Origin of the sequence: Actinosynnema sp. CA-299493 (assembly GCF_050946825.1) — a bacterium.
Taxonomy (GTDB): domain Bacteria; phylum Actinomycetota; class Actinomycetes; order Mycobacteriales; family Pseudonocardiaceae; genus Actinosynnema.
This window is the reverse complement of the sequence record NZ_CP191993.1, coordinates 293997-314116: the sequence shown is the minus strand read 5'-3', so window position 1 is coordinate 314116 and position 20120 is coordinate 293997. Positions and strand designations below refer to the sequence as shown.

Genomic DNA, 20120 nt, shown 5'->3' with positions numbered 1-20120 from the left:
AGTTCGACATTGAGCGTTGAATTCAAGGCCCGTGAACGTAGGACTCTCGCGGTGTGGACGTAGGACTCTCGCGGGTCAGGGGGTGGCGGTGTCGGCGATGCTGCGGGCTTCGCGGGCGCCGGCCTGGAGCGCCTCGCAGTAGAAGAGCAGCCAGCGGGTGATGCCCTCGGGGTCGCCGGTGGAGAAGCCGTGCAGGGCGGAGGCGTAGTCGTTCTGCCGACGCAGGCACAGGACCTCGGGCACGCCCAGCGACTTCGGGTCCAGGCCCGTCGCGATGGACGCCAGCCGGGACGCCGCACGCGCCACCACCCCGTTCGCCGTGTCGAACGGCGCCAGCGACATCAGCTCCGCGTGCACCACCGCGACCAGCAGCGGACCGGGGACGGACGTGCCGCCGGTGACGAGCTGCGACAGCACGCCGAGGCGTTCCGAGACGCCCGCCGCCGACCGGGGACGCCCCAGCTCGCCGCCGAGGTCCGCGCCCGCCAGCACGTGCAACCGCGCCAACGCCTGCAACGGCGCCCGCTGCCACGTCGGGAACACCACGCCCAACGACTCGGCCACCCGCAGCGCCCCCGCCAGCACGGGGTCCGTCACGGTCCCGTCCGACGGGATGGCGGTCGGCCCGCCGTCCAACGCCGCCGACGCACGGGCGGCGCGCACGGACGCCTCGGCCGCGGTGGTCGCCCAGCCGCGCAGGTTCACCCGGTGCCGGTGCACCTGGAACACGGCGTCACGGGCCGCGGCGACGGCGTCGGCCACCCCGGGCAGGTCCAGCAGCGGAACAAGCGGATCGGTCACGCCGGAGCACACTACCCGCCGGTAAGTGGCCCTCCGGTACTAGCCGGAAATGGATATTCCGGATAGCCACTAGTGCTATTACCGTCCGCACCATGAACTGGTACGACCGCCCCGTGCTGACCGGCGACCACGTCCGCCTCGAACCGCTCACCCCCGACCACGTCGAAGGCCTGCACGAGGCGGGCAAGGACCCGGACGTCTGGACGTGGCTCAGCACCACCCAGCCCGCCACGGTCGAGGACACCCGCGCCTACGTCGAGCGCAGCCTCGCCGACCCCACCCGACTGGCCTGGGCGCAGATCGACCCGCGGACGAACGAGGTCGCCGGCACCACGTCGTACTACGAGATCGACCCGGCCAACCGCGGCCTCTACATCGGCCACACGTGGATCGGCGCCCGCTGGCAGCGCACCGCCCTCAACACCAACGCCAAGTTCCTGCTCCTGCGCCACGCCTTCGAGGACCTGGGCGCGCTCCGCGTCGGCTGGCACACCGACCTGCGCAACGAGCGCTCGCAGAGGGCCATCGAACGCCTCGGCGCGACCCGCGAGGGCGTCCTGCGGGTGCACCGCATCAGGCCGGACGGCACGCTGCGCGACACGGTGGTGTACTCGATGACCTCGAACGAGTGGCCGGACCTGAAGGCCAAGCTGACGACGTGACGTGAGTCACGACACCTGCCACTGGTCGCAACCTAGGTGTCGTTCGGCGGAATCGCGGTGGTCACGGGCCGTGCCACGGGTTACACAGTTACCCACGCGTTTCGAACTCGGCCGAAATTGGTCTGAACCTTTTGGGTGCGCAGTGAGCTGAATCGCACTACCGTCAGTGCGCACCCCCACGGATTTCAGGAGGTCCGCCCGCCATGACAGAGCCGCAAGTCGCCCTGGACAACCTGTCGACGGAGACCAGGACGTTCCCGCCCGGCGAGGAGTTCGCCGCCCAGGCGAACGCCACCGCCGCCCTGTACGAGGAGGCGGACGCCGACCGGGAGGCGTTCTGGGCGGCTCAGGCCGAGCGGCTGTCCTGGGACACCAAGTGGGACCGGGTCCTCGACTGGTCTGACGCCCCGTTCGCGAAGTGGTTCGTCGGCGGCAAGCTCAACGTCGCCTACAACTGCGTCGACCGGCACGTCGAGTCCGGCCACGGCGACCAGGTCGCCATCCACTGGGAGGGCGAGCCCGGCGACAGCCGCGCCATCACCTACGCCGACCTTCAGCGCGAGGTCTCCAAGGCGGCCAACGCGCTCATCGAGCTGGGTGTCGGCGCGGAGGACCGGGTCGCCATCTACATGCCGATGGTCCCCGAGGCGATCTTCGCCATGCTCGCCTGCGCGCGGCTCGGCGCGATGCACAGCGTGGTGTTCGGCGGCTTCTCCGCCGAGGCGCTGCGCACCCGCATCGAGGACTCGCGGGCCAAGCTGGTGATCACCACCGACGGCCAGTACCGGCGCGGCAACCCGGCGGCGCTCAAGCCCGCCGTGGACGAGGCCGTGGCCAAGGCATCGAGCGTCGAGCACGTGCTGGTGGTCAAGCGCACGAACTCCGACGTCGACTGGACCGAGGGCCGCGACGTCTGGTGGCACGACGTCGTCGACCGCCAGTCCGACCGGCACGCGCCGGAGGCGTTCGACTCCGAGCACCCGCTGTTCATCCTCTACACGTCCGGCACGACGGGTAACCCCAAGGGCATCCTGCACACCTCGGGCGGTTACCTGACCCAGGCGTCGTACACGCACCACAACGTGTTCGACCTCAAGCCGGACACCGACGTCTACTGGTGCACCGCCGACATCGGCTGGGTCACCGGGCACAGCTACATCGTGTACGGCCCGCTGTCCAACCGCGTCACGCAGGTCGTCTACGAGGGCACGCCCAACACCCCGCACGAGGGCCGCCACTGGGAGATCGTGCAGAAGTACGGCGTGTCGATCTACTACACCGCGCCGACGCTGATCCGCACGTTCATGAAGTGGGGCGCGGACATCCCGGCGAAGTACGACCTGTCCAGCCTCCGCGTGCTGGGCAGCGTCGGCGAGCCGATCAACCCCGAGGCGTGGATCTGGTACCGGGAGACCATCGGCGCGAGCCGGACGCCCGTCGTGGACACCTGGTGGCAGACCGAGACCGGCGGGATCATGATCTCGCCGCTGCCGGGCGCGACGTCCGCCAAGCCCGGTTCGGCGCAGCGCCCGCTGCCCGGCATCGGCGCGAAGGTCGTCGACGACCAGGGCAACGAGGTGCCGCACGGCGGCGGCGGCTACCTGGTGCTCGACCAGCCGTGGCCGGGGATGCTGCGCGGCATCTGGGGCGACGAGGAGCGCTACCGCGACACGTACTGGTCGCGGTTCGCCGAGCAGGGCTACTACTTCGCCGGCGACGGCGCGAAGTACGACGCCGACGGCGACATCTGGCTGCTGGGCCGGGTGGACGACGTGATGAACGTGTCCGGGCACCGCATCTCCACCACCGAGGTCGAGTCCGCGCTGGTCTCGCACCCCACGGTGGCCGAGGCGGCGGTGGTCGGCGCGACCGACCCGACCACGGGCCAGGGCATCGTGGCGTTCGTGATCCTGCGCGGCGGCGTGGCCGAGGGCTCCGACGGCGCCGAGGCGATCAAGGCGCTGCGCGACCACGTGGCCAAGGAGATCGGCCCGATCGCGAAGCCCCGGCAGATCATGGTCGTGCCGGAGCTGCCGAAGACCCGCTCGGGCAAGATCATGCGCCGCCTGCTGCGCGACGTGGCGGAGAACCGGCAGGTCGGCGACGTGACCACGCTCGCGGACTCGTCGGTGATGGACCTGATCTCCAGCGGCCTGAAGTCGGGCGCCTCGGAGGACTGAGCACGTCGGGAGGGGCCCGCCGCTCGTCGGCGGGCCCCTCCCCGGGTCAGGGTCGTCCCCGGTGAGCCGGGAAGCCTGGTCGGCACGAGGACGAGTCGTTGCCGAACCACCGGAGTCGATCTTGAACCGCAGTCGCCCCACCGCCGCCGAGTTCGCGCGCTACCTGCGCACCGGGACCGTCGGCGGGATGATCCGGGCAAGGTGGTCGGCATCGTGGGCGCGTCCGCGTTGGCGGTGCTGGTCAAGACCGCCAGGTGGCCGGGCGGCGCGGGACCGCGGGACGTCGTCGCGGTGGCCGTGCTCGGCGGGGTCGGGTTCACCGTCAGCCTGCTGATCGCGGACCTCGCGCTGGACGGCGCCGCCGCCGAGCAGGCCAAGGCGGCGGTGCTGCCGGCCTCGGTGACGGCGTCGGCGCTCGCGGCGATCCTGCTGGTTCGGCGCAGTCGGGCGCACCGACTCGCCGAAGAGGACGAGCAAACCGCGGCCGTTCAGCCGGTCGAGCGGCCTCGGGCCCGCGTGCATGGCACGATGAGGCGGTGACCAGCGCTCGGGAGAACACCAACGGCAGCGGACTGCCACCTGTTCCGTCGATCCCGTTGACCGCGGAGAGCGCGGTGAGGATCGCGGAGGAAACGTCCATCGGCGGGTTGGTGCGCGACGCGACGGCCCACCTGTCCACGTTGGTCAGGGCCGAGGTCGAGCTCGCCAAGTCCGAGGTCGCGGGCGAGATCAAGAAGGGCGTCAAGGGCAGCGTCTACTTCATCGTCGCGCTGACCGTGCTGCTGTTCAGCTCGTTCTTCTTCTTCTTCTTCGGCGCGGAACTGCTGGACGTGTGGCTGCCGCGCTGGTCGGCGTTCCTCATCGTCTTCGGGTTGATGCTCGTCACGGCGGTGCTCTTCGCGCTGCTGGGCTACCGGAAGGTGAAGAAGCTGCGCGCGCCGCAGCGGACCATCGACTCGGCCAGGGACACCGTCGCGGCACTGCGGCACCGCGGCGAGGGCAACTGAGCCGCGCCGTGCGGCTGCCACCGGATCCGTCGACCGCTCGGGTGCCCGGCCCGTGGGCGCACCGCGACGTGTCCGCGAACGGCATCCGCCTGCACGTCGCCGAGCTGGGCGAGGGCCCCCTCGTGCTGCTGCTGCACGGCTTCCCCGAGTTCTGGTGGACGTGGCGGCACCAGCTCGTCTCGATCGCCGAGGCGGGCTACCGCGCGGTGGCCGTCGACCTGCGCGGCTACGGCGACTCCGACAAACCGCCGCGCGGCTACGACGGGTTCACCCTCGCCGGCGACGTCGCGGGCCTGGTGAAGGCGCTCGGCGAACCGCGGGCGCACCTCGTCGGCCACGCGTGGGGCGGCATGCTGGCGTGGACGGTCGCCGCCATGCACTCCCGGCTGGTCTACTCGGTGACCGCCGTGTCCGCGCCGCACCCGCTGGCCCTGCGCCGCGCGATCCGCCGCCACCCGCGCCGGCAGGGCCGGGCCAGCGCGCACCTGTTCCGCTTCCAGCTCCCGATGTACCCGGAGCGGTGGCTGACCAAGGACCGCGGCGCGGCCGTGGCCGGGCTGCTCGACGCGTGGGGCGGTCCGAAGTGGAGGGTGTCACCCGAGTTCGACGAGGTGGCGCGCCGCAACCGCGAGGCGGTCCTGGTGCCGGGCGTCGCGCACAGCTCCATGGAGTACCACCGCTGGGCCGTGCGGTCCCAGCTGCGAAGCGACGGCCGCCGCTTCGCCGAGGCGGTGGACCGCAGGCTGGACGTCCCCGTCCTGCAGCTCCACGGCGCCCTCGACCCGGTGGTGCTCGAACCCACCGCGGCCGACTCGGCGCTGTGGACGGGCGCCCGCTCCGCGTACCGCGTGCTGCCCGAGGTGGGCCACTTCCCGCACCAGGAGGCGCCGGGCACGACGAGCCGGCACATCACCGACTTCCTGGCCAAGGTCTAGCCACGCCGACCGGTGCCGAGGTCTGGCCACGCCGACCGGTCACGACGCGCAGGTCTGCGTGGACGCCCGGCGCACCATCGTCGGCGCCTTCGCCACTTCCTCCGCGACCTCGTCCGCCGTCAGCACGAACCCCGTCTCCTGGTCGTCCACGGCCGCGCCGAACACCACGCCCATCACGCGCCCCTGCGGGTCGACCAACGGCCCGCCGGAGTTGCCGCTGCGCACCTTCGCCCGCACCGTGTAGACGTCCCGCGTCACGGTCTGCGCGTCGTAGATGTCCGGCCCGCGCAGCATCCTGATCCGCTCGCGCACCCGCGCCTCGGACGCCGTGTACGGCCCGTCCAACGGGTAGCCGAGCACGATCCCGTCCTCGCCCGGCGCGATCTCGTCCGTGCGGAACCGCAGCGGCTCCGCCTCCAGGTCCGGCACGGCCAGGATCGCGATGTCGGTCTGCGCGTCGTAGTGCACGACCGTGGCGTCGAACTCGCCGATGCCGACCTCCACCGTCACGTCCGTCGTGCCGGCGACCACGTGCGCGTTCGTCATGACCCGCTCCGGCGAGATGACGAAACCCGTGCCCTCCAACGCCCGCGAGCACGACGGCGCGCGCCCGCGCACCTTCAGCACGCTGGGCCTCAGGCTCTCCACGACCGGGTTCCCGCTCAACGCCGGGTCCGGCGGACCCACCTCCCGCAGCGGCGTCCGGTCGAACGGGTCCATCGCGGCCGGGAAACCGGACACGTCGAACAGGTTCTGCAGCTCGTCGGCCAACGTCCGCGCGGCCTGCGGCATGGTGTCGTCGACCGTGGACAGGATCACCGACTGGTTGAGCGACTTCGCCAACGACGGCAGGCCCGCGACCATGGTCAGCGGCAGCGCGATCATCCACGCCACCACGAACACCACCGCGCCCTGCACGATCGCGCCCAGCGCGTTGTCCACGCCGCGCAACGGGGTGGCGTTGACCTTGGACTTGATGCTGCGGCCGATGTAGACGCCCAGCGTCTCGCCCAACGCCACCAGCAGCACCACGATGCCGACCGCGAACACGACCTTGGTCACCACGTTGTCGAACTGCGAGACGACCAGCGGCGCGAGCTGCGTGCCCAGCACCAGGCCGACGAGCACCCCGACGAACGCGGGCAGCGCCACGACCATGCCCTGCCGCGCGCCGGAGACCGCGGCGAAGGCGGCCAGCGCCAGCACGAGCAGGTCGACCCAGTTCACGGAACCTCCACCGCTCGCAGCGCCAGGTCTAGATCACGCACGTCCGCGTGGTCCCACGGCCGTTCCCACCCGCCCAGCGCGAGCAGGCCGTCGAGCAGGCCGGCGGTGAAGCCCCACACCAGCATGCCGGGCGCGGAGAACGCCGGACCGGTGTACCCGGACGGGTGGCTCACCCGGAACCGGTTCGCCGGGTCGGCCAGGTGCGCGACCGGCACCCGCGCCACGGCGGCGGTCTCGCCCGGGTCGACGGGCGCGACCGGCGACGGCTCGTCCCAGTGCGCCAGCACGGGCGTGACGACGAAACCGGACACCGGCACGTGCAGCCGCGGCAACGTCGCCACCGGCCGCACGCCCTCGCGCAGCACGCCGGTCTCCTCGAACGCCTCGCGCAACGCCGTGTCCACCGGGCCGTCGTCGGTCGGGTCCGCCGCGCCACCGGGGAACGCGACCTGGCCGGGGTGCGAGCCGAGCGTGTCGGCCCGCCGCAGCAGCAGCACGTCGGGGCCGTTCGGACCGTCGCCGAACAGCATGAGCACGGCGGCGGGACGTCCGACGCCGTCGGGTGGCGGCTTGATCCGGGTGAACGCGCGGGCGTCGATCTCGGCGGTGGCCTTGACCAGCCCGCTCATCCACTCGGGCACGTCGTCCGGATCGACCAGGGCCGTCATCCGACCACCTCGCGCACCTGCTCGACCGAGGTGAAGACGGCGGGATCGGTGACCTGGGTCAGCAAGCCGTCCGCGCCGACGACGTAGCTCATCGGCAACGTCCGCGGCACGCGGGCGGCCTTGCGCACCCCGTCGGCCGGATCGGCCACGGACGGCAGGCGCACGCCGAGTTTCGCCAGCAGCTCCAGACCGTCCGCCTCCTTGCTCTCCACCAGGACCGCGACCACCGCGACCGCGCCGGGCTCGCGCGAGTAGGCGTCGAGGACCTTGAGCTCCTCCTGACAGGGAACGCACCAGGTGGCCCAGAAGTTCACCACGACCCGACCCGTCGTGGTGGACGCCACGTCGACCGGCCGCCCGTCGCCGAGGCACGTCACCACCACACCGCGCAACACCTGCGGCCCCTGAGCGTCCGCCGGGCCTTGCGGGCACGGCCGGAGCGCGGCCCGGTCACGTGCCGCGGCGAGGTCGGTCGTCAGCTCGGTCCGGGTCGGGATCGCGCCCCGGTCGACCGGGTCGGGTGAGCGGGGCCACAGCGCGACGGCGCTCGCCACCGCCAGCACCACGACGACGACGGCCCACCGCGCGGCCACGCTCACGCCAGTCTCTCCCCCGCGCGCACGCGTTCGGCCAGGTCGATCAGGTGCGCCGCCTCCTCGCCCTTGACCAGCTCCCGCGCCTTGACCGGGTCGACCTGGCCGATGCCGTAGGACGGGCACTGCGGCGCCAGCAGGCACGCGCCGCACGCGGGGGTGCGGGCGTGGCAGACGCGGCGGCCGTGGAAGATCGTGCGGTGCGAGAGCAAGGTCCACTCCTTGCGCTCGACCAGCGCGCCGATCTCATGCTCGACCTTGACCGGGTCCTCCTCCTTGGTCCAGCCCCAGCGGCGGACGAGCCGGCCGAAGTGCGTGTCGACCGTGATGCCCGGCACACCGAAAGCGTCACCCAGCACCACGTTCGCGGTCTTGCGGCCCACGCCGGGCAAGGTCACCAGGTCCTCCAGCCGGCCGGGCACCTCGCCACCGAACCGCTCCACCAGCGCGGCGCCGAGGCCGATCAGCGACGTCGCCTTGTTGCGGTAGAAGCCGGTCGACCTGATCAGCTCTTCGAGCTCGGCGCGGTCGGCGGAGGCGTAGTCGGCGGCCGTGCGGTACCGCTTGAACAACGCCGGCGTGACGAGGTTCACCCGGACGTCCGTCGTCTGCGCCGAGAGCACGACGGCCACCAGCAGTTCCAGCGGCTCGGTGAAGTCCAGCTCGCAGTGCGCGTCGGGGTAGCCCTGACCGAGGACCCGCACCACGCGGCGCGCCCGGCGGACCAGTCCCAGCCGCGTCTCCGGCTGCTTCACCGCGCTCTTCGCCATGCGGACGAGATTACTGGCCACCGCCGTGCGCACGGCGGCTCGGTCGTCCGCGAAGCCCGATGAGCCGCGCGCGGTCTAGTCGAGCCCCGCACGGTCCCGGCCGCGTCTCGCGCGCGCTTCGGCGAAAGTCCCACCCTCGTGGGGGATGCGGGTCGGCGGGCGGCGGCCGGTTTGAGGCGCGACGATCGTGGGCAGGCAACCAGCGGCCGACCGCACACGTCCTTTGAACGGTCGAACGACCTCGAACCGACACGCCGGAGTGACCCCCCCTTGACCGCGCGCCGAACCGGATGCGCAAGGATCGGAGCCATCATGACTGCCTGGTTCGTCATCGCCGTTCCGATCGTGATCATGTTCTTCGCGCTCTTCATGGAGCGCGTTGAAGCTCGTCTGCGGCACGTCGCCGTGCAGGAGGACGAGGTCGAGGAGTTCCTGGAGTCGGCGCGCCCCGACGAGGTCAGGGCGCTCTACGGGCACGGCATCGGCCGCGCGCTGGAACTGTTCCGGCTGCGCAGGCTGGGCGGTCGTGCCAGGAACCTGCGTCAGCGGCGCACCCGCCGCTAAGCGGGGAAGGACCGGCGAGGCCCACGGGGTCAACCCCCCGAGGGCCTTATCGGGCTGTCCGGGCTGGGATGGGCGGCGCGCCGAAAGGCGATCCCGACCACAGCCCTTAGACTGCACTCAGTGATCGGCGGCAGGCGCTGATCCGCCAGAAGGCGGAACGCGCTCAACCATGCCGCCGCGTCTCGACAGGAGGGACGAGGTGGACGAGACCCTGGCCCGCGCGGGCATTTTCCAGGGGGTTGAACAGGCCGCAGCGGAGGCGCTGGCGCAGACGCTGGAGTCTGTTGAATTCCCGCGTGGCCACGTGATCTTCGCGGAAGGCGAGCCGGGCGACCGGCTCTACATCATCCAGTCCGGCAAGGTGAAGATCGGCCGCAAGTCGCCGGACGGCCGGGAGAACCTCTTGGGGATCTTCGGACCGTCCGACATGTTCGGCGAGCTGTCGATCTTCGACCCCGGTCCGCGCACGTCCACCGCGACCACGGTGACCGAAGTGCGCGCGGTCAGCATGGACCGCCCAGCGCTGCGGCAGTGGATCACCAACCGGCCGGAGATCGCCGAGCAGTTGCTGAGGGCCTTGGCCCGCAGGCTGCGCCGGACGAACTCCATGCTGGCCGACCTGATCTTCACCGACGTGCCCGGCCGGGTCGCCAAGGCGCTGCTGCAGCTCGCACAGCGCTTCGGCAGCCAGGAGGCCGGTCTGCTGCGGGTCACCCACGACCTGACGCAGGAGGAGATCGCCCAGTTCGTCGGCGCTTCGCGCGAGACGGTGAACAAGGCCCTGGCCGACTTCGCCCACCGCGGTTGGCTGCGACTGGAGGGCAAGAGCGTGCTGATCCTGGACCCGGAGCGCCTGGCTCGACGCGCCCGCTGACAGCACCGCCGGAGGAACAACAAGACCGGGCGCCGCCCCCGACGCGGCGCACCGGTCTTGTTGCCGCACGGCCCATCCCCCGACAGACCGCGCCTTCCACACCTCCGGCACCCGCAGGCCCCGACCCTCGTGGCACCGGAAGGAGGCTTGGTTACCCGCTGCCACCGCACGCGAAACGAGCCGGCAGTGACTCGGCGGCGACGTGGTGGTGGCTGCTTCCACGATCGCACGCCACCTCCCCCGCAACTCAAGCCCGTTCACCCTCAAGGACCCTCTGTTCAGCGGTTTCTCCGGGTGGTTTCACCCGGTCATCCCATTGTTGTAATCGAACTGCAACCCACTCCCAGCCGCTGGACGGTCCAAGACCGTTTTCCGGGCCGGTGACGGATCACACCGCGCGATGACTGGTACGGGCGTACCAGTGCGAGGCATACTGGTACGCATGTCCCACTCTGCCCGCCTCTCCGACTACCGAGCTGCCCTCACCACCCCCGGGATGCGCGGCCCCGTGGTCGCGTCCCTGCTCGCCCGCCTGCCGATCGCGATGGTCGGTCTGTCGCTGCTGCTCTACGTGCAGCGCGAGACCGGCTCGTTCGCCGCGGCGGGCCTGGTGTCGGCGTCGTCGTTGGTGGGTGTCGCGGTCGGGTCGATCGTGCAGGGCAGGCTGATGGACCGGCTCGGGCCGACCCGCCCGCTGCTCGGCGCGGTGTCGCTGTTCGTGGTGTTCGTGGCGCTGGCGATCGGCGCGGTCGAGGCCGGCGCCACGCTGGCCGTGCTGGTGCCGGTCGCGTTCCTGGTCGGGATCACCGAGCCGATGGTCGGCTCCGCGTCCCGCGCCCTGTGGGCGCACGTGCTGCCCGCCGGGCCGACGCGGCTGGCCGGGTACGCCTACGAGGCGATCAGCATGGAGGTCTTCTTCATCCTCGGCCCCGGCCTGGCCGGGCTGCTGGTCACGGCGCCGTGGGCGGGGACCGGCGTGGTGATCGGCGCGGTGTCGATGGTGGTCGGCGCGCTGTGGTTCGCGATGAACCCGACCGTGCGCGGCGTCCGCCCGGAGCCCATGAGGCGGAACCTGCTCGGCGCGCTGGCGTCACCCGGCATGCGCACGGTCGCGTTGGCGGCGCTGGGTTTCGGCGTCACGATCGGGTTCATCGAGGTGGCCGTGCCCGCCGCCGCCGCGCAGGCCGGTCACGTCGGCATGGGCGGGCTGCTGCTGAGCCTGTGGTCGGTCAGCTCGGTGCTGTTCGGCATCCTGTACTCGATGCGCCCGTTCCCGCGGGCCATGCACCTGCGGCTGCCCGTGCTGCTGGGCGGCTTCGCGGTGCTGTCGCTGCTGCTCGCCGTGCCGACGACGTTGATCGGCCTGGGCGCGGCGCTGTTCGTGGTCGGCACCCTGATCACGCCGCAGGCCACCACCCACTCGGCCGCGATCGAGCAGGTCGCGCCCGCCGGGACGGCCACCGAGGCGTTCGGCTGGGTGGTGACGGCGGTGACGGTCGGGTTGGCCATCGGCCAGTCGGCGAGCGGTCAGCTGGTCGAGTCCCACGGCACCGGCGTGGCGTTCGTCGCGGCAGCCGCCTCCGGCCTGGTGATCGCCGTCCTGGTCTGGATCTTCCGCCGCACGGTCGCCGCCGGCGTCCCGCTGCGCCAGGACGAACTGGCCCTCGTCTCCCGCTGACCCCTCCCCTCCCCTGGAAATTGTCGGTGGTCGGAAACTGTCGGTGGTCGGGTCTACCTTCACCGGCATGGACCTGACCGCCACCACCGCCGACCTCGCCGCCGCCGCTGCCGACGTCGCCCGCCTGCTGCCGACCAGGGTGTACGACCCGGTGCTGGCCGGCCTGGTGCTGCGCGCGTCCGCCGGCGGCGTCGAGCTGGCGGGCAGCGACCGCGAACACGCCGTCCGCCTGACCCGTGCGGCGACCGTGCACACCGACGGTGCCGTGGTGGTCCCGGCCCGCCCCCTGGCCGACACCCTGCGCGGCCTGGAAGACCCCCAGGCCCGACTGGTCGTCGAGGGCTCCCGCCTGGCCATCCGCACCTCGACCGCCCGCTTCGCCCTGCCGCTGCTGGACCTCGCGTCCCACCCCGGCATCCCCCCGCTGCCCCCGGCCGTGGGCGTGATCCCCGCCCGGACCCTGACCGCCGCCCTGGCCCCGGTGTCGTCGGCCGCGTCGAAGGACGACGCCCTGCCGATGTTCACCGGCGTGCGCATGCACAACGCGCCGGGCGGTCGGCTGGAACTGATCGCCACCGACCGCTACCGCATGGCGTTCGCCTCGCTGCCGTGGCTGCCGACCGGCGAGCTGGACGTCCTCGCGCCGGCGGTGGTGCTGGCCGAGGCGTCCCGGCAACCGGACCGCGACGCGGAGGTGACGGTGCACGCCGACGTGGACCGCATCGCCCTGTCGTGGGCGGGTGGCAGTGTGAGCACGGCGCTGCTGGCGGCGCCCTTCCCCGACGACCGAGTGCGGAAGCTGCTGGAGGCGGTCATCGACAGCACGGTGCTGGTGGAGGCCGACGTGCTGGCCGGCGCGGTGCGACGCGCGGTCCCGTACGCCGGTCCGCACGGTTCGGTCACCATCCAGGTGGACGACGGCGAACTGCGGGTGCGCGGCAGCGATCCGCAGAGCGGCGAGTCCGAGGAGTCGGTCAAGGCCACCATCGACGGCAACCGCGTGACCAAGACCTTCCAGGCCAAGTACCTGTCCGACGCCCTGCGCGCTTTCAGCGGCCGCCGGGTCGAACTCCGGATCCAAGACGGCCTGCGCTCCACCGTCCTGACGAGCCAAGCGGGACCGGACGGAGTGGAGCTCACCTACCTGGTCGTCCCGCTGCGCACGGTCTCGTAGGTGGTCGCCGGGCCGCGTTCCCACTTGTCGGTCCGGAACCGTGGTAGGTCGCGGAGACCGCTCAGGCGTCGCGCAGGTACTCCAGCTGAGCCCGCACCGACCACTCCGCCGCCGGCCACAGCGAACGGTCGACGTCGGCGTACACGACCTCCACCACCTCGCGTGCCGTCGGAGCGCCGCCCAAGGCCGCCACCGCTGCCCTGACCTGCGCCAACCGCTGCTCACGGTGCGCCAAGTACCCGCCGGCGGCAGCGACCACGTCCGGCAGCTCCGGCCCATGCCCCGGCAACCCGATCGTGCCCACCGGAAGCGTGGTCAACAGGCGCAACGACTCCAGGTAGTCACCGAGCCGCCCATCGGGATGGGCGACCACGGTCGTCCCCCGCCCCAGCACCGTGTCCCCGGTCAACACCGCGTCGTCCAACCGGAAGCACACCGAATCGGCCGTGTGCCCCGGCGTGGGCAGCACCCGGATCGACAACCCGGCCGCCGAGATCACGTCCCCCTCGGCCAACCCCTCCCCGCCCAACCGGAACGCCGGATCCACGGACCGCACCGGCGCGTCCACCTGTCGCCCGAACGAACGTGCCCCATCCGAATGATCAGGGTGACCGTGCGTCAGCAGCACGACCTCCACCGGCGCCTCCCGGGCGATCCGCCCCAGGTGCACGGCGTCCGCGGGCCCCGGATCGACCACCACGCAGGAAGCCGACCCGGGCGCGCGCAACACCCAGGTGTTCGTCCCCTCCAACGTCATCACGCCGGGGTTCTCCGCCAGCAGCACCGCCGCCGTGGGCGTGACCTGCCGCAACACCCCATAAACCAACTCGCTCACGGCACGACCACCCGGTACACCGACCCCTCCCGCACCAACTTCGGAATCACCTTCGACACCGTCCGAGACGCGTCCACCACCGCCGACACCGACCCCAATTCGTCCAACTCCGTCAACGTCACCCAAGTGGGTGGCATCAATGCCCGCCGCCCACCCTTCCAGTCCGCCAGGGCCTCCGCGGGCCGCTGCCAAGCCGCGTCCGAAGCCTCCGTGGTCGCCCCGTCGGCGCGCTGCCCCTCGGGCAGCACCGCCACGAAGAAGTACGTGTCGTACCGCCGGGGCTCCTCCACCGGCGTCAACCAGTTCGCCCACGGCCGCAGCAGGTCCGCCCGCAGCACCAACCCCTCCGAGGCCAGGAACTGCGCCAACGACAGCTCCCGCGCCACCAGCGCCGTCCGCGCCGAGGCGTAAGCGGCCGTGTCGGCCACCACCGACGTCGAGGACGGCCCGGCCAGCAGCACCCCGGACTCCTCGAACGTCTCCCGCACCGCCGCGCACACCAACGCGGTGGCCAACTCGACCGGACACCCGAACCTCGAAGCCCACCACGACGGCGGCGGCCCGCTCCACGCCACCGACGTGTCCGCGTCACGCCGGTCGACCCCACCGCCCGGGAACACCGTCATCCCGCCCGCGAACGCCATCCCGGCCACCCGCCGCAGCAGGAACGCCTCCAGCCCCGCCGCGCCGTCACGCACCAGCACCACGGTCGCCGCGTCACGGGGCCGCGCCGGCGGCCCCGTGAGGTCCGGGAGCGCCGGCGACGCGGGCAACACGAGTTCATCGGGGAGTTCGCGCACGACCCGAGCCTACGAGGATCATCCGCGTGTGGACACCACGCGCAAAGGCTGCCTCCTGAACGTCCTGCTGTTCGTCGGGGGCGCGATCCTCGGCACGGCCCTGACGGCGACGGCCGCCGTGCTCCTCTTCCTCCCCGGCAGCACGACGACCAGCACGGACGAGGGCTCACCGAACGTCTACGTCAAAGAGCGGTCGAGCCTGGTCGGCGGCACGCACCACGAGGTGTGGCTCGGCCGGACGCCCGACCGCGGCCACGTCGTCGAGATCCCGAGCGGGTGGGGCGCCACGCCCGAGGTCGACCGCCGCCCGGACGGCGTGGAGCTGAGGTTCGACCACGGCGGCCGGATCTTCGTCCCCGAGTCGAGTTACCTCGGCGGCCGGTGAGAGGCAGGATGGACCAAGTGGACGAACAGCTGCGCGTAGGACTCATCGGTGCCGGCCCGTGGGCGACCGCGGTGCACGCACCGGTCATCGCCGACCACCCCGGCACCCGCCTGACCACGATCTGGGCCCGCCGCGAAGAGGCGGCCACCGAGCTCGCCGGGGCTCACGGCGCGACCACCGCCGAGTCCGTCGACGAGCTCATCGCCGACGTGGACGCGGTCGCGTTCGCCGTGCCGCCCGAGGTGCAGGCCGGGATCGCCGTCAAGGCCGCCGAGCAGGGCAGGCACCTGATCCTGGAGAAGCCGATCGCGGCCACCCTGGAGGACGCCGAACGTCTCGCCGACGCCGTCAAGGCCAACAACGTCGCCTCGCTGGTCGTCCTCACCAAGCGCTACGCCCCCGAGACCCGCGAACAGCTCGCGCGGCTCGAACAGCAAGGCGGCTGGGTAGGTGGCAGCGCGCGCTGGCTGAACGGAGCGCTCCTGGGCGGTCCGTACTCCCAGTCGCCGTGGCGGCACGAACGCGGTCCGTTGGACGACATCGGCCCGCACGCGTTCGACCTGCTCGACGCCACCTTGGGCACGATCACCGACGTCATCGCGGCGAACGAGTCCGAGCACGGCCTGTGGCAGGTCGTGTTCCGGCACGAGGGCGGCGCGACCAGCGTGGCCACGATGACCATGAGGTTGCCGCTCACCCCGAGCATCGCCGAGGTGATCGTCTACGGGGAGCACGGCCACCACGTGCTGGCCGACCGCGGCACGACCGCGCAGCAAGCGTTCGCCAACTTGCTGGACGACTTCGTGGCCATGATCGACAACGGCGCCACCGAGCACCCGCTGGACGTCCGACGCGGCCTGCACCTGCAACGGGTCATCGACCTGGCGCGGCGGAAAGCCGGAGCGTGAAACCGCTCGGCCCTGCCGTCCCTCATCAGGGACGACAGGGCCGAGCCGGAGAACTCCTAGCCGGGGTACTTGCCGTTCGTCGGCTTGGGCGCCCCGTTGACGTACTCGGGACCACCCGGCCACGACTGCTGCTCCCGCTGCGCCAGCTCCTCGTGCAGCTGCTGCAACAACGCCCGTTCCCGGTCGCTGAGCTTGGCGTCCACGGTCGGCGGCAGGTGCACGGCGGCGGGTGGCTGCCCCTCCGCCAACGCGGCCTGCAACGCGGCCAGGTCGTCCGGCCCGAGTTCCGTGGTGACCTCGGCCCGCGACAGCGGGTGGTCGTCCGGGAACGCGAACATCGGCATGGGCCGCAGCTGCTCGACCACGGGCGGCGGTTCGGCCGGCACCGTCTCCTGGACCACCGGGGCTTCCTCGACGCGCGTCTCTTCCGGGCGAACGTCCTCGACGTGAACGTCCTCCGGACGAACGTCTTCCACGCGCACGTCTTCCACCCGGATGTCCTCCACCCGGGTGTCCTCCATGCGCATGTCCTGCACGCGCGTGTCCTCGACGTAGACGTCCTCGACGCGCATTTCCTCGACGTGGACGTCCTCGACCGGCTCGCGCACCGGCAACCGCTTCACCGGCTTCGGCGGGAACGGCTGCACGCCTTCATAGGACTCGACGCGCGCCCGACGTGACTTGGAGCCGTTCTGGGGTTCGACAGGCACCGGTTCCGGCTCGATCACCGGTGCCTGGTCCCGCGGTTCACCGTCGAACCACGTGGCCTGGTCCGGTGGTGGCTGCGGGCTCGTCGACCCCGACGAGAAGAACACCTCGCGCGCCGTGGTGACGGCCGCCGCGTGGTACTCGCCGAGCTGCGTGCCCACGGTCAGCACCTCGACCGCCGCGCGGATGCCCGCCTTGCGCAGCACGGTGTCCACCCGGTAGGCGGTGGCCGGCGCGAATCCCGCCGGGCCGATGTCCACCAGGACGACCCGCTGCGGCAGCGGTCCGGGCGTCGCGCCGGCCGGGCTGGACCGCCACGTGGCACGCACGCCGCGCACGTCCGGCAGCACCGACACGGTCTTGCCCAGCACGTCGCCGAGGCCGTCGGCCGGGTCGGACTCCGCGGTGAACCGGTGCTTGACCACCGGGACGCGCTCGACCGCGAACAGCCGGTCGGCCAGCGACCGGTCCGAGCGGACCTCGCCGAGCAACCAGCCGATCTCGTGGCGTTCCTCCGGCGACACCGGGATGCGGCCGGCCAGCAGGCAGCCGACGACCAGCTCCACGGCTCTGTCCAGCTCAGCGACCGCCAGCAGCTCCCGAGCCTGCGTCAACGCGTCGTCGTCGACACGTCCGGCCAACGCCAACAGGAGGTCGTGTAAACGGACGGGGAGTCCCACTCCGTCGTTCGTCACGCCTGTTCTCCTTCCGGCCCGCGCGGGAGCGCCGAGCTCTATACGGGCACCAGGTGCCCGTCGGCGTCGGCGCCGGCGCACACCAGCTCCGACGCCGCCAACGCCGCCCCGTGGTAGGGCGGCAGGTCCAGTCCGGCGGGCAGTACCTCAACGCACGGGTCGTGCTCGCCGAGCGCCCGCAGCACTCGCTGGAGCTCACCGGTCAACCGGGTTTCGCCGGTCGTGGCGGTGACCAGGATCAGCCTCCTGGGTTCGCCTCGGCCCAGTCGCCACGAGGACCGGACTTCGCCGACCCCGGGACGTCCGCGCAAGGTCGCTCCGAGCACCACGGTCGCGGAATCACCCATCGACACCCGATCGGGTGATTCCGGGGAGAAGGTGTAGCCGGATTCGGGCAGTTCGTCCAGCCCTTTGACGGAACTGATCGTGGACCGGTCGGCCCCGTGCGGCACGAGGGCGTCCGCCAGCAGGCGCTGCTCGTAGTCCGTGAGACCGATCCTGTCGTGCAGCAACGTGCGCGGGAGGACTCGCGCGAGCACCGTGATGGCGTCCGTGGCGGCCCAGTCGCGGAACCTCCACATGAGGTCGTCCGGCAGCCGCCCGGCCAGCCTCAGCAACAGCTCGTGGCACGTGTCCGACATCTCACTCCCCGATCTCGACGATCAGTTCCACCTCGACCGGCGCGCCCAGCGGCAGCTCGGCGACGCCGACCGCGGCCCGGGCGTGCCTGCCGGCGTCGCCGAACACCTCGCCGAGCAGGTCGGAGGCCCCGTTGATCACGGCGGGCTGGCCGGTGAAGCCGTCGGCGGAGGCGACGAACCCGACCAGCTTGACGACGCGCACGACCTGGTCCAGGCCGACGAGCGCGTCGATGGCGGCCAACGCGTTCAGCGCGCAGGTGCGGGCGTGCGCCTTGGCCTCCTCGGGGCTGACGTCGCCGCCGACCTTGCCGGTGGCCGCGAGCGTGCCCTTGACGAACGGCAGCTGCCCGGACGTGAAGACCAGTTGGCCGGTGCGCACGGCGGGCACGTAGGCCGCGACGGGGGCCGCGACCTCGGGCAGTTCGACACCCAGCTCGGCCAGGCGCGCCGTCCAGCTCATGCCTTGGGCCGCTTCAGGTAGGCGACGTGCTGCTCACCGCTCGGGTTCGGCAGCACGGTGACCAGCTCCCAGCCGTCGTCCCCCCACTGGTCCAGGATCGCCTTGGTGGCGTGGATCAACAGCGGGACGGTCGCGTACTCCCACTTCTGCATGGGCCGCAGCCTAGCGGGACGTTGAATGAGGGCACCCGTCCGAGTACCCCCATTCGTGTCACGCCGTGCTCAGACCCGAGATCGCTTCACATCAGCCAGGAACGCGGCGAACGCCTTCGCGCCGAACTCCAACGTCCCGCCGTCCCGGTTCTTCGTGTCCCGCACCCCGGCGACCCGCTCACCGACCGCCAACTCGACGCACTGGGCGGCGGAAGCGCTCCGGCTGCTCTTACGCCACTCTTGGTTGATCACGAATCTCCTAGCGTGTCCCGCACTGCTCTGATGAGGCTCACGGACTCCTCCGCCGTGAGCGCGAGGCGTGCCGCGTCGTCCCACACGGCCGACAACACCTCGGCATCTTCATCTTCCACCGGAGCCAGACCGGTCAACGCCTCCACATAGGCGGTGAGCGGCTCGTCCGATTCGGCGAACTCCAGCAGGTGCAGGCCACCGGCCTGCGCCTCGTAGGCGCCTCGGCTGTGCGGCAGGACCTGGATCGTCACGTTCGGCAGTCCCGCCGCGGCGACGAGGTGGTCCAACTGCCCGCGCATCACCTCGACACCGCCCACCAACCGCCGCAACGCCGATTCGTCCACCACCGCGTGGAACTCCAGCGGCCTCTCGCCCGCCAGCAGCTTCTGCCGTTCCGACCGCTCGGCGGCGGCGTGCTCGTCCCAGCTGTCGCCGATGATCCGCCTGGGCAGGTCACGGGCGTGCCCGATCACCGACGGGTCGACGTCAGCCACCTCCCAGAGCTGGAGTGCCCGCGTCTTCTCCTCCGGGGTGGCCCCGATGACGTCCAGGACCATCGACAACGCCGGTCAGCGGGCCAGGGCCTCGCCGGACAGCATCCGGGTGATCGTCGGGCGCGACATCCGGGAGGCCTTGACGACCTCGTCCACCTTGAGGCCGGACCGCTCCAGGATCGGGCGGGGTCCGGAGGGCGGTCCGGGGCTGCGCATCTCGACCACGAGCGCGGAGCGGGCGCTCTGGTACTTCGCGATCGACAAGACGGCGCGGGCGCGCCTGGTGTGGGTGGACCGGGAGGAGGTGGTGCGGGAGCCCCAAAGCGTGACGTGACTGGGCGATCACTGCGCGCTAGCTTTGATCACGTGGAAACGTGGCGGATCGTCGCCACCAGCGCGTTCCTGCTGGGCGGGCTGGTGATGATCCTCGTCGGCATGGCCCAGGCGCGGGATCGCAAGGGAGCCAGGCGGTCCGACGTGATGCGGGCGTTGCTGGTCGGGGCGGTGACCGTCGCGGTCGTGGCGGTGTTGATCGCGTACGTGCTGCCGTCGGTCCTGGCCTGGGGCGTCGTCGCGGCGACCGCCATCGGGGTGGTGTTCGTCACCATGTGGGACTGACCGTGGCGGGCGGCGTGGCCAGCGGTTCTCAGGGCGGCG

Annotated in this window: 25 protein-coding genes and 1 pseudogene; 13 read left to right on the top strand and 13 right to left on the bottom strand. The window is 71.9% G+C overall.

The annotated features are described in order from the left end of the window. Positions 1-75 precede the first annotated feature (75 nt). Positions 76-801, bottom strand: coding sequence for a Fic family protein (locus tag ACQPYE_RS01605; RefSeq protein WP_498718734.1), 726 nt, complete (start codon positions 799-801; stop codon positions 76-78). A 92-nt stretch (positions 802-893) separates the two neighbouring features. Between ACQPYE_RS01605 and ACQPYE_RS01600 the strand changes: the two genes are divergently transcribed. From ACQPYE_RS01600 to ACQPYE_RS01580, 5 genes and pseudogenes are all read left to right on the top strand, one after another. Next, positions 894-1463 (top strand): GNAT family N-acetyltransferase, encoded by a 570-nt coding sequence (locus ACQPYE_RS01600; RefSeq protein WP_498718732.1) that lies wholly within the window; start codon positions 894-896, stop codon positions 1461-1463. Between the two features lie 203 nt (positions 1464-1666). Continuing rightward, a complete protein-coding gene (gene acs / locus ACQPYE_RS01595; protein ID WP_498718731.1) occupies positions 1667-3643 on the top strand; it encodes an acetate--CoA ligase in 1977 nt (658 codons plus the stop codon). Positions 3644-3838: 195 nt separating this feature from the next. Beyond that, a pseudogene (locus ACQPYE_RS01590) lies at positions 3839-4111 on the top strand (Na+/H+ antiporter NhaA); the annotation flags it as partial. A gap of 68 nt (positions 4112-4179) precedes the next feature. Continuing rightward, positions 4180-4650: a phage holin family protein gene (locus ACQPYE_RS01585; RefSeq protein ID WP_498718730.1), complete on the top strand. Its 471-nt coding sequence runs from the start codon at positions 4180-4182 to the stop codon at positions 4648-4650. An 8-nt stretch (positions 4651-4658) separates the two neighbouring features. After that, a complete protein-coding gene (locus tag ACQPYE_RS01580; RefSeq protein WP_498718729.1) occupies positions 4659-5585 on the top strand; it encodes an alpha/beta fold hydrolase in 927 nt (308 codons plus the stop codon). Positions 5586-5624: 39 nt separating this feature from the next. Here the strand turns inward: ACQPYE_RS01580 and ACQPYE_RS01575 are convergent, their stop codons facing one another. From ACQPYE_RS01575 to nth, 4 genes are read right to left on the bottom strand one after another with little or no spacing between them, the layout of a single operon-like run. Beyond that, positions 5625-6812 carry a MarP family serine protease gene (locus ACQPYE_RS01575; protein WP_498718728.1) on the bottom strand — a complete coding sequence of 396 codons (1188 nt, stop codon included), beginning with the start codon at positions 6810-6812 and terminating at the stop codon, positions 5625-5627. After that, positions 6809-7480 (bottom strand): NUDIX hydrolase, encoded by a 672-nt coding sequence (locus ACQPYE_RS01570; protein WP_498718727.1) that lies wholly within the window; start codon positions 7478-7480, stop codon positions 6809-6811. The genes ACQPYE_RS01575 and ACQPYE_RS01570 overlap by 4 nt, the downstream gene beginning before the upstream one ends. Then, entirely contained in the window at positions 7477-8079 is a 603-nt protein-coding gene (locus tag ACQPYE_RS01565; RefSeq protein ID WP_498718726.1) for a TlpA disulfide reductase family protein, read from the bottom strand. Before ACQPYE_RS01565 ends, ACQPYE_RS01570 begins: the two co-directional genes overlap by 4 nt. Next, positions 8076-8843, bottom strand: a complete 768-nt coding sequence (nth, locus tag ACQPYE_RS01560) for an endonuclease III (RefSeq protein WP_498718725.1) — start codon at positions 8841-8843, stop codon at positions 8076-8078. The genes ACQPYE_RS01565 and nth overlap by 4 nt, the downstream gene beginning before the upstream one ends. 312 nt (positions 8844-9155) lie before the next feature. Here nth and ACQPYE_RS01555 point away from each other — a divergent pair, with 312 nt between their 5' ends. The 4 genes from ACQPYE_RS01555 (at position 9156) to dnaN (ending at position 13133) form a co-directional block, all read left to right on the top strand. After that, positions 9156-9407, top strand: coding sequence for a hypothetical protein (locus ACQPYE_RS01555; RefSeq protein WP_015097743.1), 252 nt, complete (start codon positions 9156-9158; stop codon positions 9405-9407). 199 nt (positions 9408-9606) lie between these two features. Beyond that, positions 9607-10281 (top strand): Crp/Fnr family transcriptional regulator, encoded by a 675-nt coding sequence (locus ACQPYE_RS01550; protein ID WP_033441932.1) that lies wholly within the window; start codon positions 9607-9609, stop codon positions 10279-10281. Between the two features lie 442 nt (positions 10282-10723). Further along, a complete protein-coding gene (locus tag ACQPYE_RS01545) occupies positions 10724-11959 on the top strand; it encodes an MFS transporter (RefSeq protein WP_498718723.1) in 1236 nt (411 codons plus the stop codon). 67 nt (positions 11960-12026) lie between these two features. Next, entirely contained in the window at positions 12027-13133 is a 1107-nt protein-coding gene (gene dnaN, locus ACQPYE_RS01540; RefSeq protein ID WP_498718722.1) for a DNA polymerase III subunit beta, read from the top strand. A gap of 61 nt (positions 13134-13194) precedes the next feature. Here dnaN and ACQPYE_RS01535 read toward each other — a convergent pair whose 3' ends face one another. Together ACQPYE_RS01535 and ACQPYE_RS01530 are read right to left on the bottom strand one after the other, a co-directional pair. Then, a complete protein-coding gene (locus ACQPYE_RS01535) occupies positions 13195-13968 on the bottom strand; it encodes an MBL fold metallo-hydrolase (RefSeq protein ID WP_498718721.1) in 774 nt (257 codons plus the stop codon). Next, positions 13965-14768 (bottom strand): NUDIX hydrolase, encoded by an 804-nt coding sequence (locus tag ACQPYE_RS01530; protein WP_498718720.1) that lies wholly within the window; start codon positions 14766-14768, stop codon positions 13965-13967. The genes ACQPYE_RS01535 and ACQPYE_RS01530 overlap by 4 nt, the downstream gene beginning before the upstream one ends. Positions 14769-14796: 28 nt before the next feature. On the opposite strand from ACQPYE_RS01530, the gene ACQPYE_RS01525 reads away from it, so the two are divergent. Together ACQPYE_RS01525 and ACQPYE_RS01520 are read left to right on the top strand one after the other, a co-directional pair. Further along, positions 14797-15153: a hypothetical protein gene (locus ACQPYE_RS01525; RefSeq protein ID WP_498718719.1), complete on the top strand. Its 357-nt coding sequence runs from the start codon at positions 14797-14799 to the stop codon at positions 15151-15153. Between the two features lie 8 nt (positions 15154-15161). Then, positions 15162-16061, top strand: a complete 900-nt coding sequence (locus ACQPYE_RS01520) for a Gfo/Idh/MocA family protein (protein WP_498718718.1) — start codon at positions 15162-15164, stop codon at positions 16059-16061. Positions 16062-16117: 56 nt separating this feature from the next. Here the strand turns inward: ACQPYE_RS01520 and ACQPYE_RS01515 are convergent, their stop codons facing one another. The 6 genes from ACQPYE_RS01515 to ACQPYE_RS01490 form a co-directional block, all read right to left on the bottom strand. After that, positions 16118-17464 carry a hypothetical protein gene (locus ACQPYE_RS01515; RefSeq protein WP_498718717.1) on the bottom strand — a complete coding sequence of 449 codons (1347 nt, stop codon included), beginning with the start codon at positions 17462-17464 and terminating at the stop codon, positions 16118-16120. A gap of 38 nt (positions 17465-17502) precedes the next feature. Next, a complete protein-coding gene (locus tag ACQPYE_RS01510) occupies positions 17503-18105 on the bottom strand; it encodes a hypothetical protein (RefSeq protein ID WP_498718716.1) in 603 nt (200 codons plus the stop codon). A gap of 1 nt (position 18106) precedes the next feature. Next, entirely contained in the window at positions 18107-18565 is a 459-nt protein-coding gene (locus tag ACQPYE_RS01505) for a RidA family protein (RefSeq protein ID WP_498718715.1), read from the bottom strand. Beyond that, positions 18562-18717 (bottom strand): Sp36 family protein, encoded by a 156-nt coding sequence (gene sp36 / locus ACQPYE_RS01500; RefSeq protein ID WP_106616451.1) that lies wholly within the window; start codon positions 18715-18717, stop codon positions 18562-18564. Before sp36 ends, ACQPYE_RS01505 begins: the two co-directional genes overlap by 4 nt. Before the next feature lie 69 nt (positions 18718-18786). Further along, complete coding sequence (locus ACQPYE_RS01495) at positions 18787-18969, bottom strand: DUF397 domain-containing protein (RefSeq protein WP_498718714.1); 183 nt, start codon at positions 18967-18969, stop codon at positions 18787-18789. After that, positions 18966-19526 carry a DUF5753 domain-containing protein gene (locus ACQPYE_RS01490; protein WP_498718713.1) on the bottom strand — a complete coding sequence of 187 codons (561 nt, stop codon included), beginning with the start codon at positions 19524-19526 and terminating at the stop codon, positions 18966-18968. Before ACQPYE_RS01490 ends, ACQPYE_RS01495 begins: the two co-directional genes overlap by 4 nt. Between ACQPYE_RS01490 and ACQPYE_RS01485 the strand changes: the two genes are divergently transcribed. Beyond that, a complete protein-coding gene (locus ACQPYE_RS01485; protein WP_498718712.1) occupies positions 19510-19797 on the top strand; it encodes a hypothetical protein in 288 nt (95 codons plus the stop codon). The genes ACQPYE_RS01490 and ACQPYE_RS01485 overlap by 17 nt on opposite strands. A 32-nt stretch (positions 19798-19829) precedes the next feature. Then, positions 19830-20081 carry a hypothetical protein gene (locus ACQPYE_RS01480; protein WP_123744587.1) on the top strand — a complete coding sequence of 84 codons (252 nt, stop codon included), beginning with the start codon at positions 19830-19832 and terminating at the stop codon, positions 20079-20081. Positions 20082-20120 lie beyond the last annotated feature (39 nt).

What these genes read in the sequence shown, in the direction of transcription:
- ACQPYE_RS01600 (WP_498718732.1), top strand. Translation starts at nt 894, where the DNA reads ATGAACTGGTACGACCGCCCCGTGCTGACCGGCGACCACGTCCGCCTC.
- acs (WP_498718731.1), top strand. Translation starts at nt 1,667, where the DNA reads ATGACAGAGCCGCAAGTCGCCCTGGACAACCTGTCGACGGAGACCAGG.
- ACQPYE_RS01570 (WP_498718727.1), bottom strand. Translation starts at nt 7,480, where the DNA reads ATGACGGCCCTGGTCGATCCGGACGACGTGCCCGAGTGGATGAGCGGG.
- nth (WP_498718725.1), bottom strand. Translation starts at nt 8,843, where the DNA reads ATGGCGAAGAGCGCGGTGAAGCAGCCGGAGACGCGGCTGGGACTGGTC.
- ACQPYE_RS01555 (WP_015097743.1), top strand. Translation starts at nt 9,156, where the DNA reads ATGACTGCCTGGTTCGTCATCGCCGTTCCGATCGTGATCATGTTCTTC.
- ACQPYE_RS01545 (WP_498718723.1), top strand. Translation starts at nt 10,724, where the DNA reads ATGTCCCACTCTGCCCGCCTCTCCGACTACCGAGCTGCCCTCACCACC.
- dnaN (WP_498718722.1), top strand. Translation starts at nt 12,027, where the DNA reads ATGGACCTGACCGCCACCACCGCCGACCTCGCCGCCGCCGCTGCCGAC.
- ACQPYE_RS01520 (WP_498718718.1), top strand. Translation starts at nt 15,162, where the DNA reads ATGGACCAAGTGGACGAACAGCTGCGCGTAGGACTCATCGGTGCCGGC.
- ACQPYE_RS01510 (WP_498718716.1), bottom strand. Translation starts at nt 18,105, where the DNA reads ATGTCGGACACGTGCCACGAGCTGTTGCTGAGGCTGGCCGGGCGGCTG.
- ACQPYE_RS01505 (WP_498718715.1), bottom strand. Translation starts at nt 18,565, where the DNA reads ATGAGCTGGACGGCGCGCCTGGCCGAGCTGGGTGTCGAACTGCCCGAG.
- sp36 (WP_106616451.1), bottom strand. Translation starts at nt 18,717, where the DNA reads ATGCAGAAGTGGGAGTACGCGACCGTCCCGCTGTTGATCCACGCCACC.
- ACQPYE_RS01485 (WP_498718712.1), top strand. Translation starts at nt 19,510, where the DNA reads ATGACGTCCAGGACCATCGACAACGCCGGTCAGCGGGCCAGGGCCTCG.
- ACQPYE_RS01490 (WP_498718713.1), bottom strand. Translation starts at nt 19,526, where the DNA reads ATGGTCCTGGACGTCATCGGGGCCACCCCGGAGGAGAAGACGCGGGCA.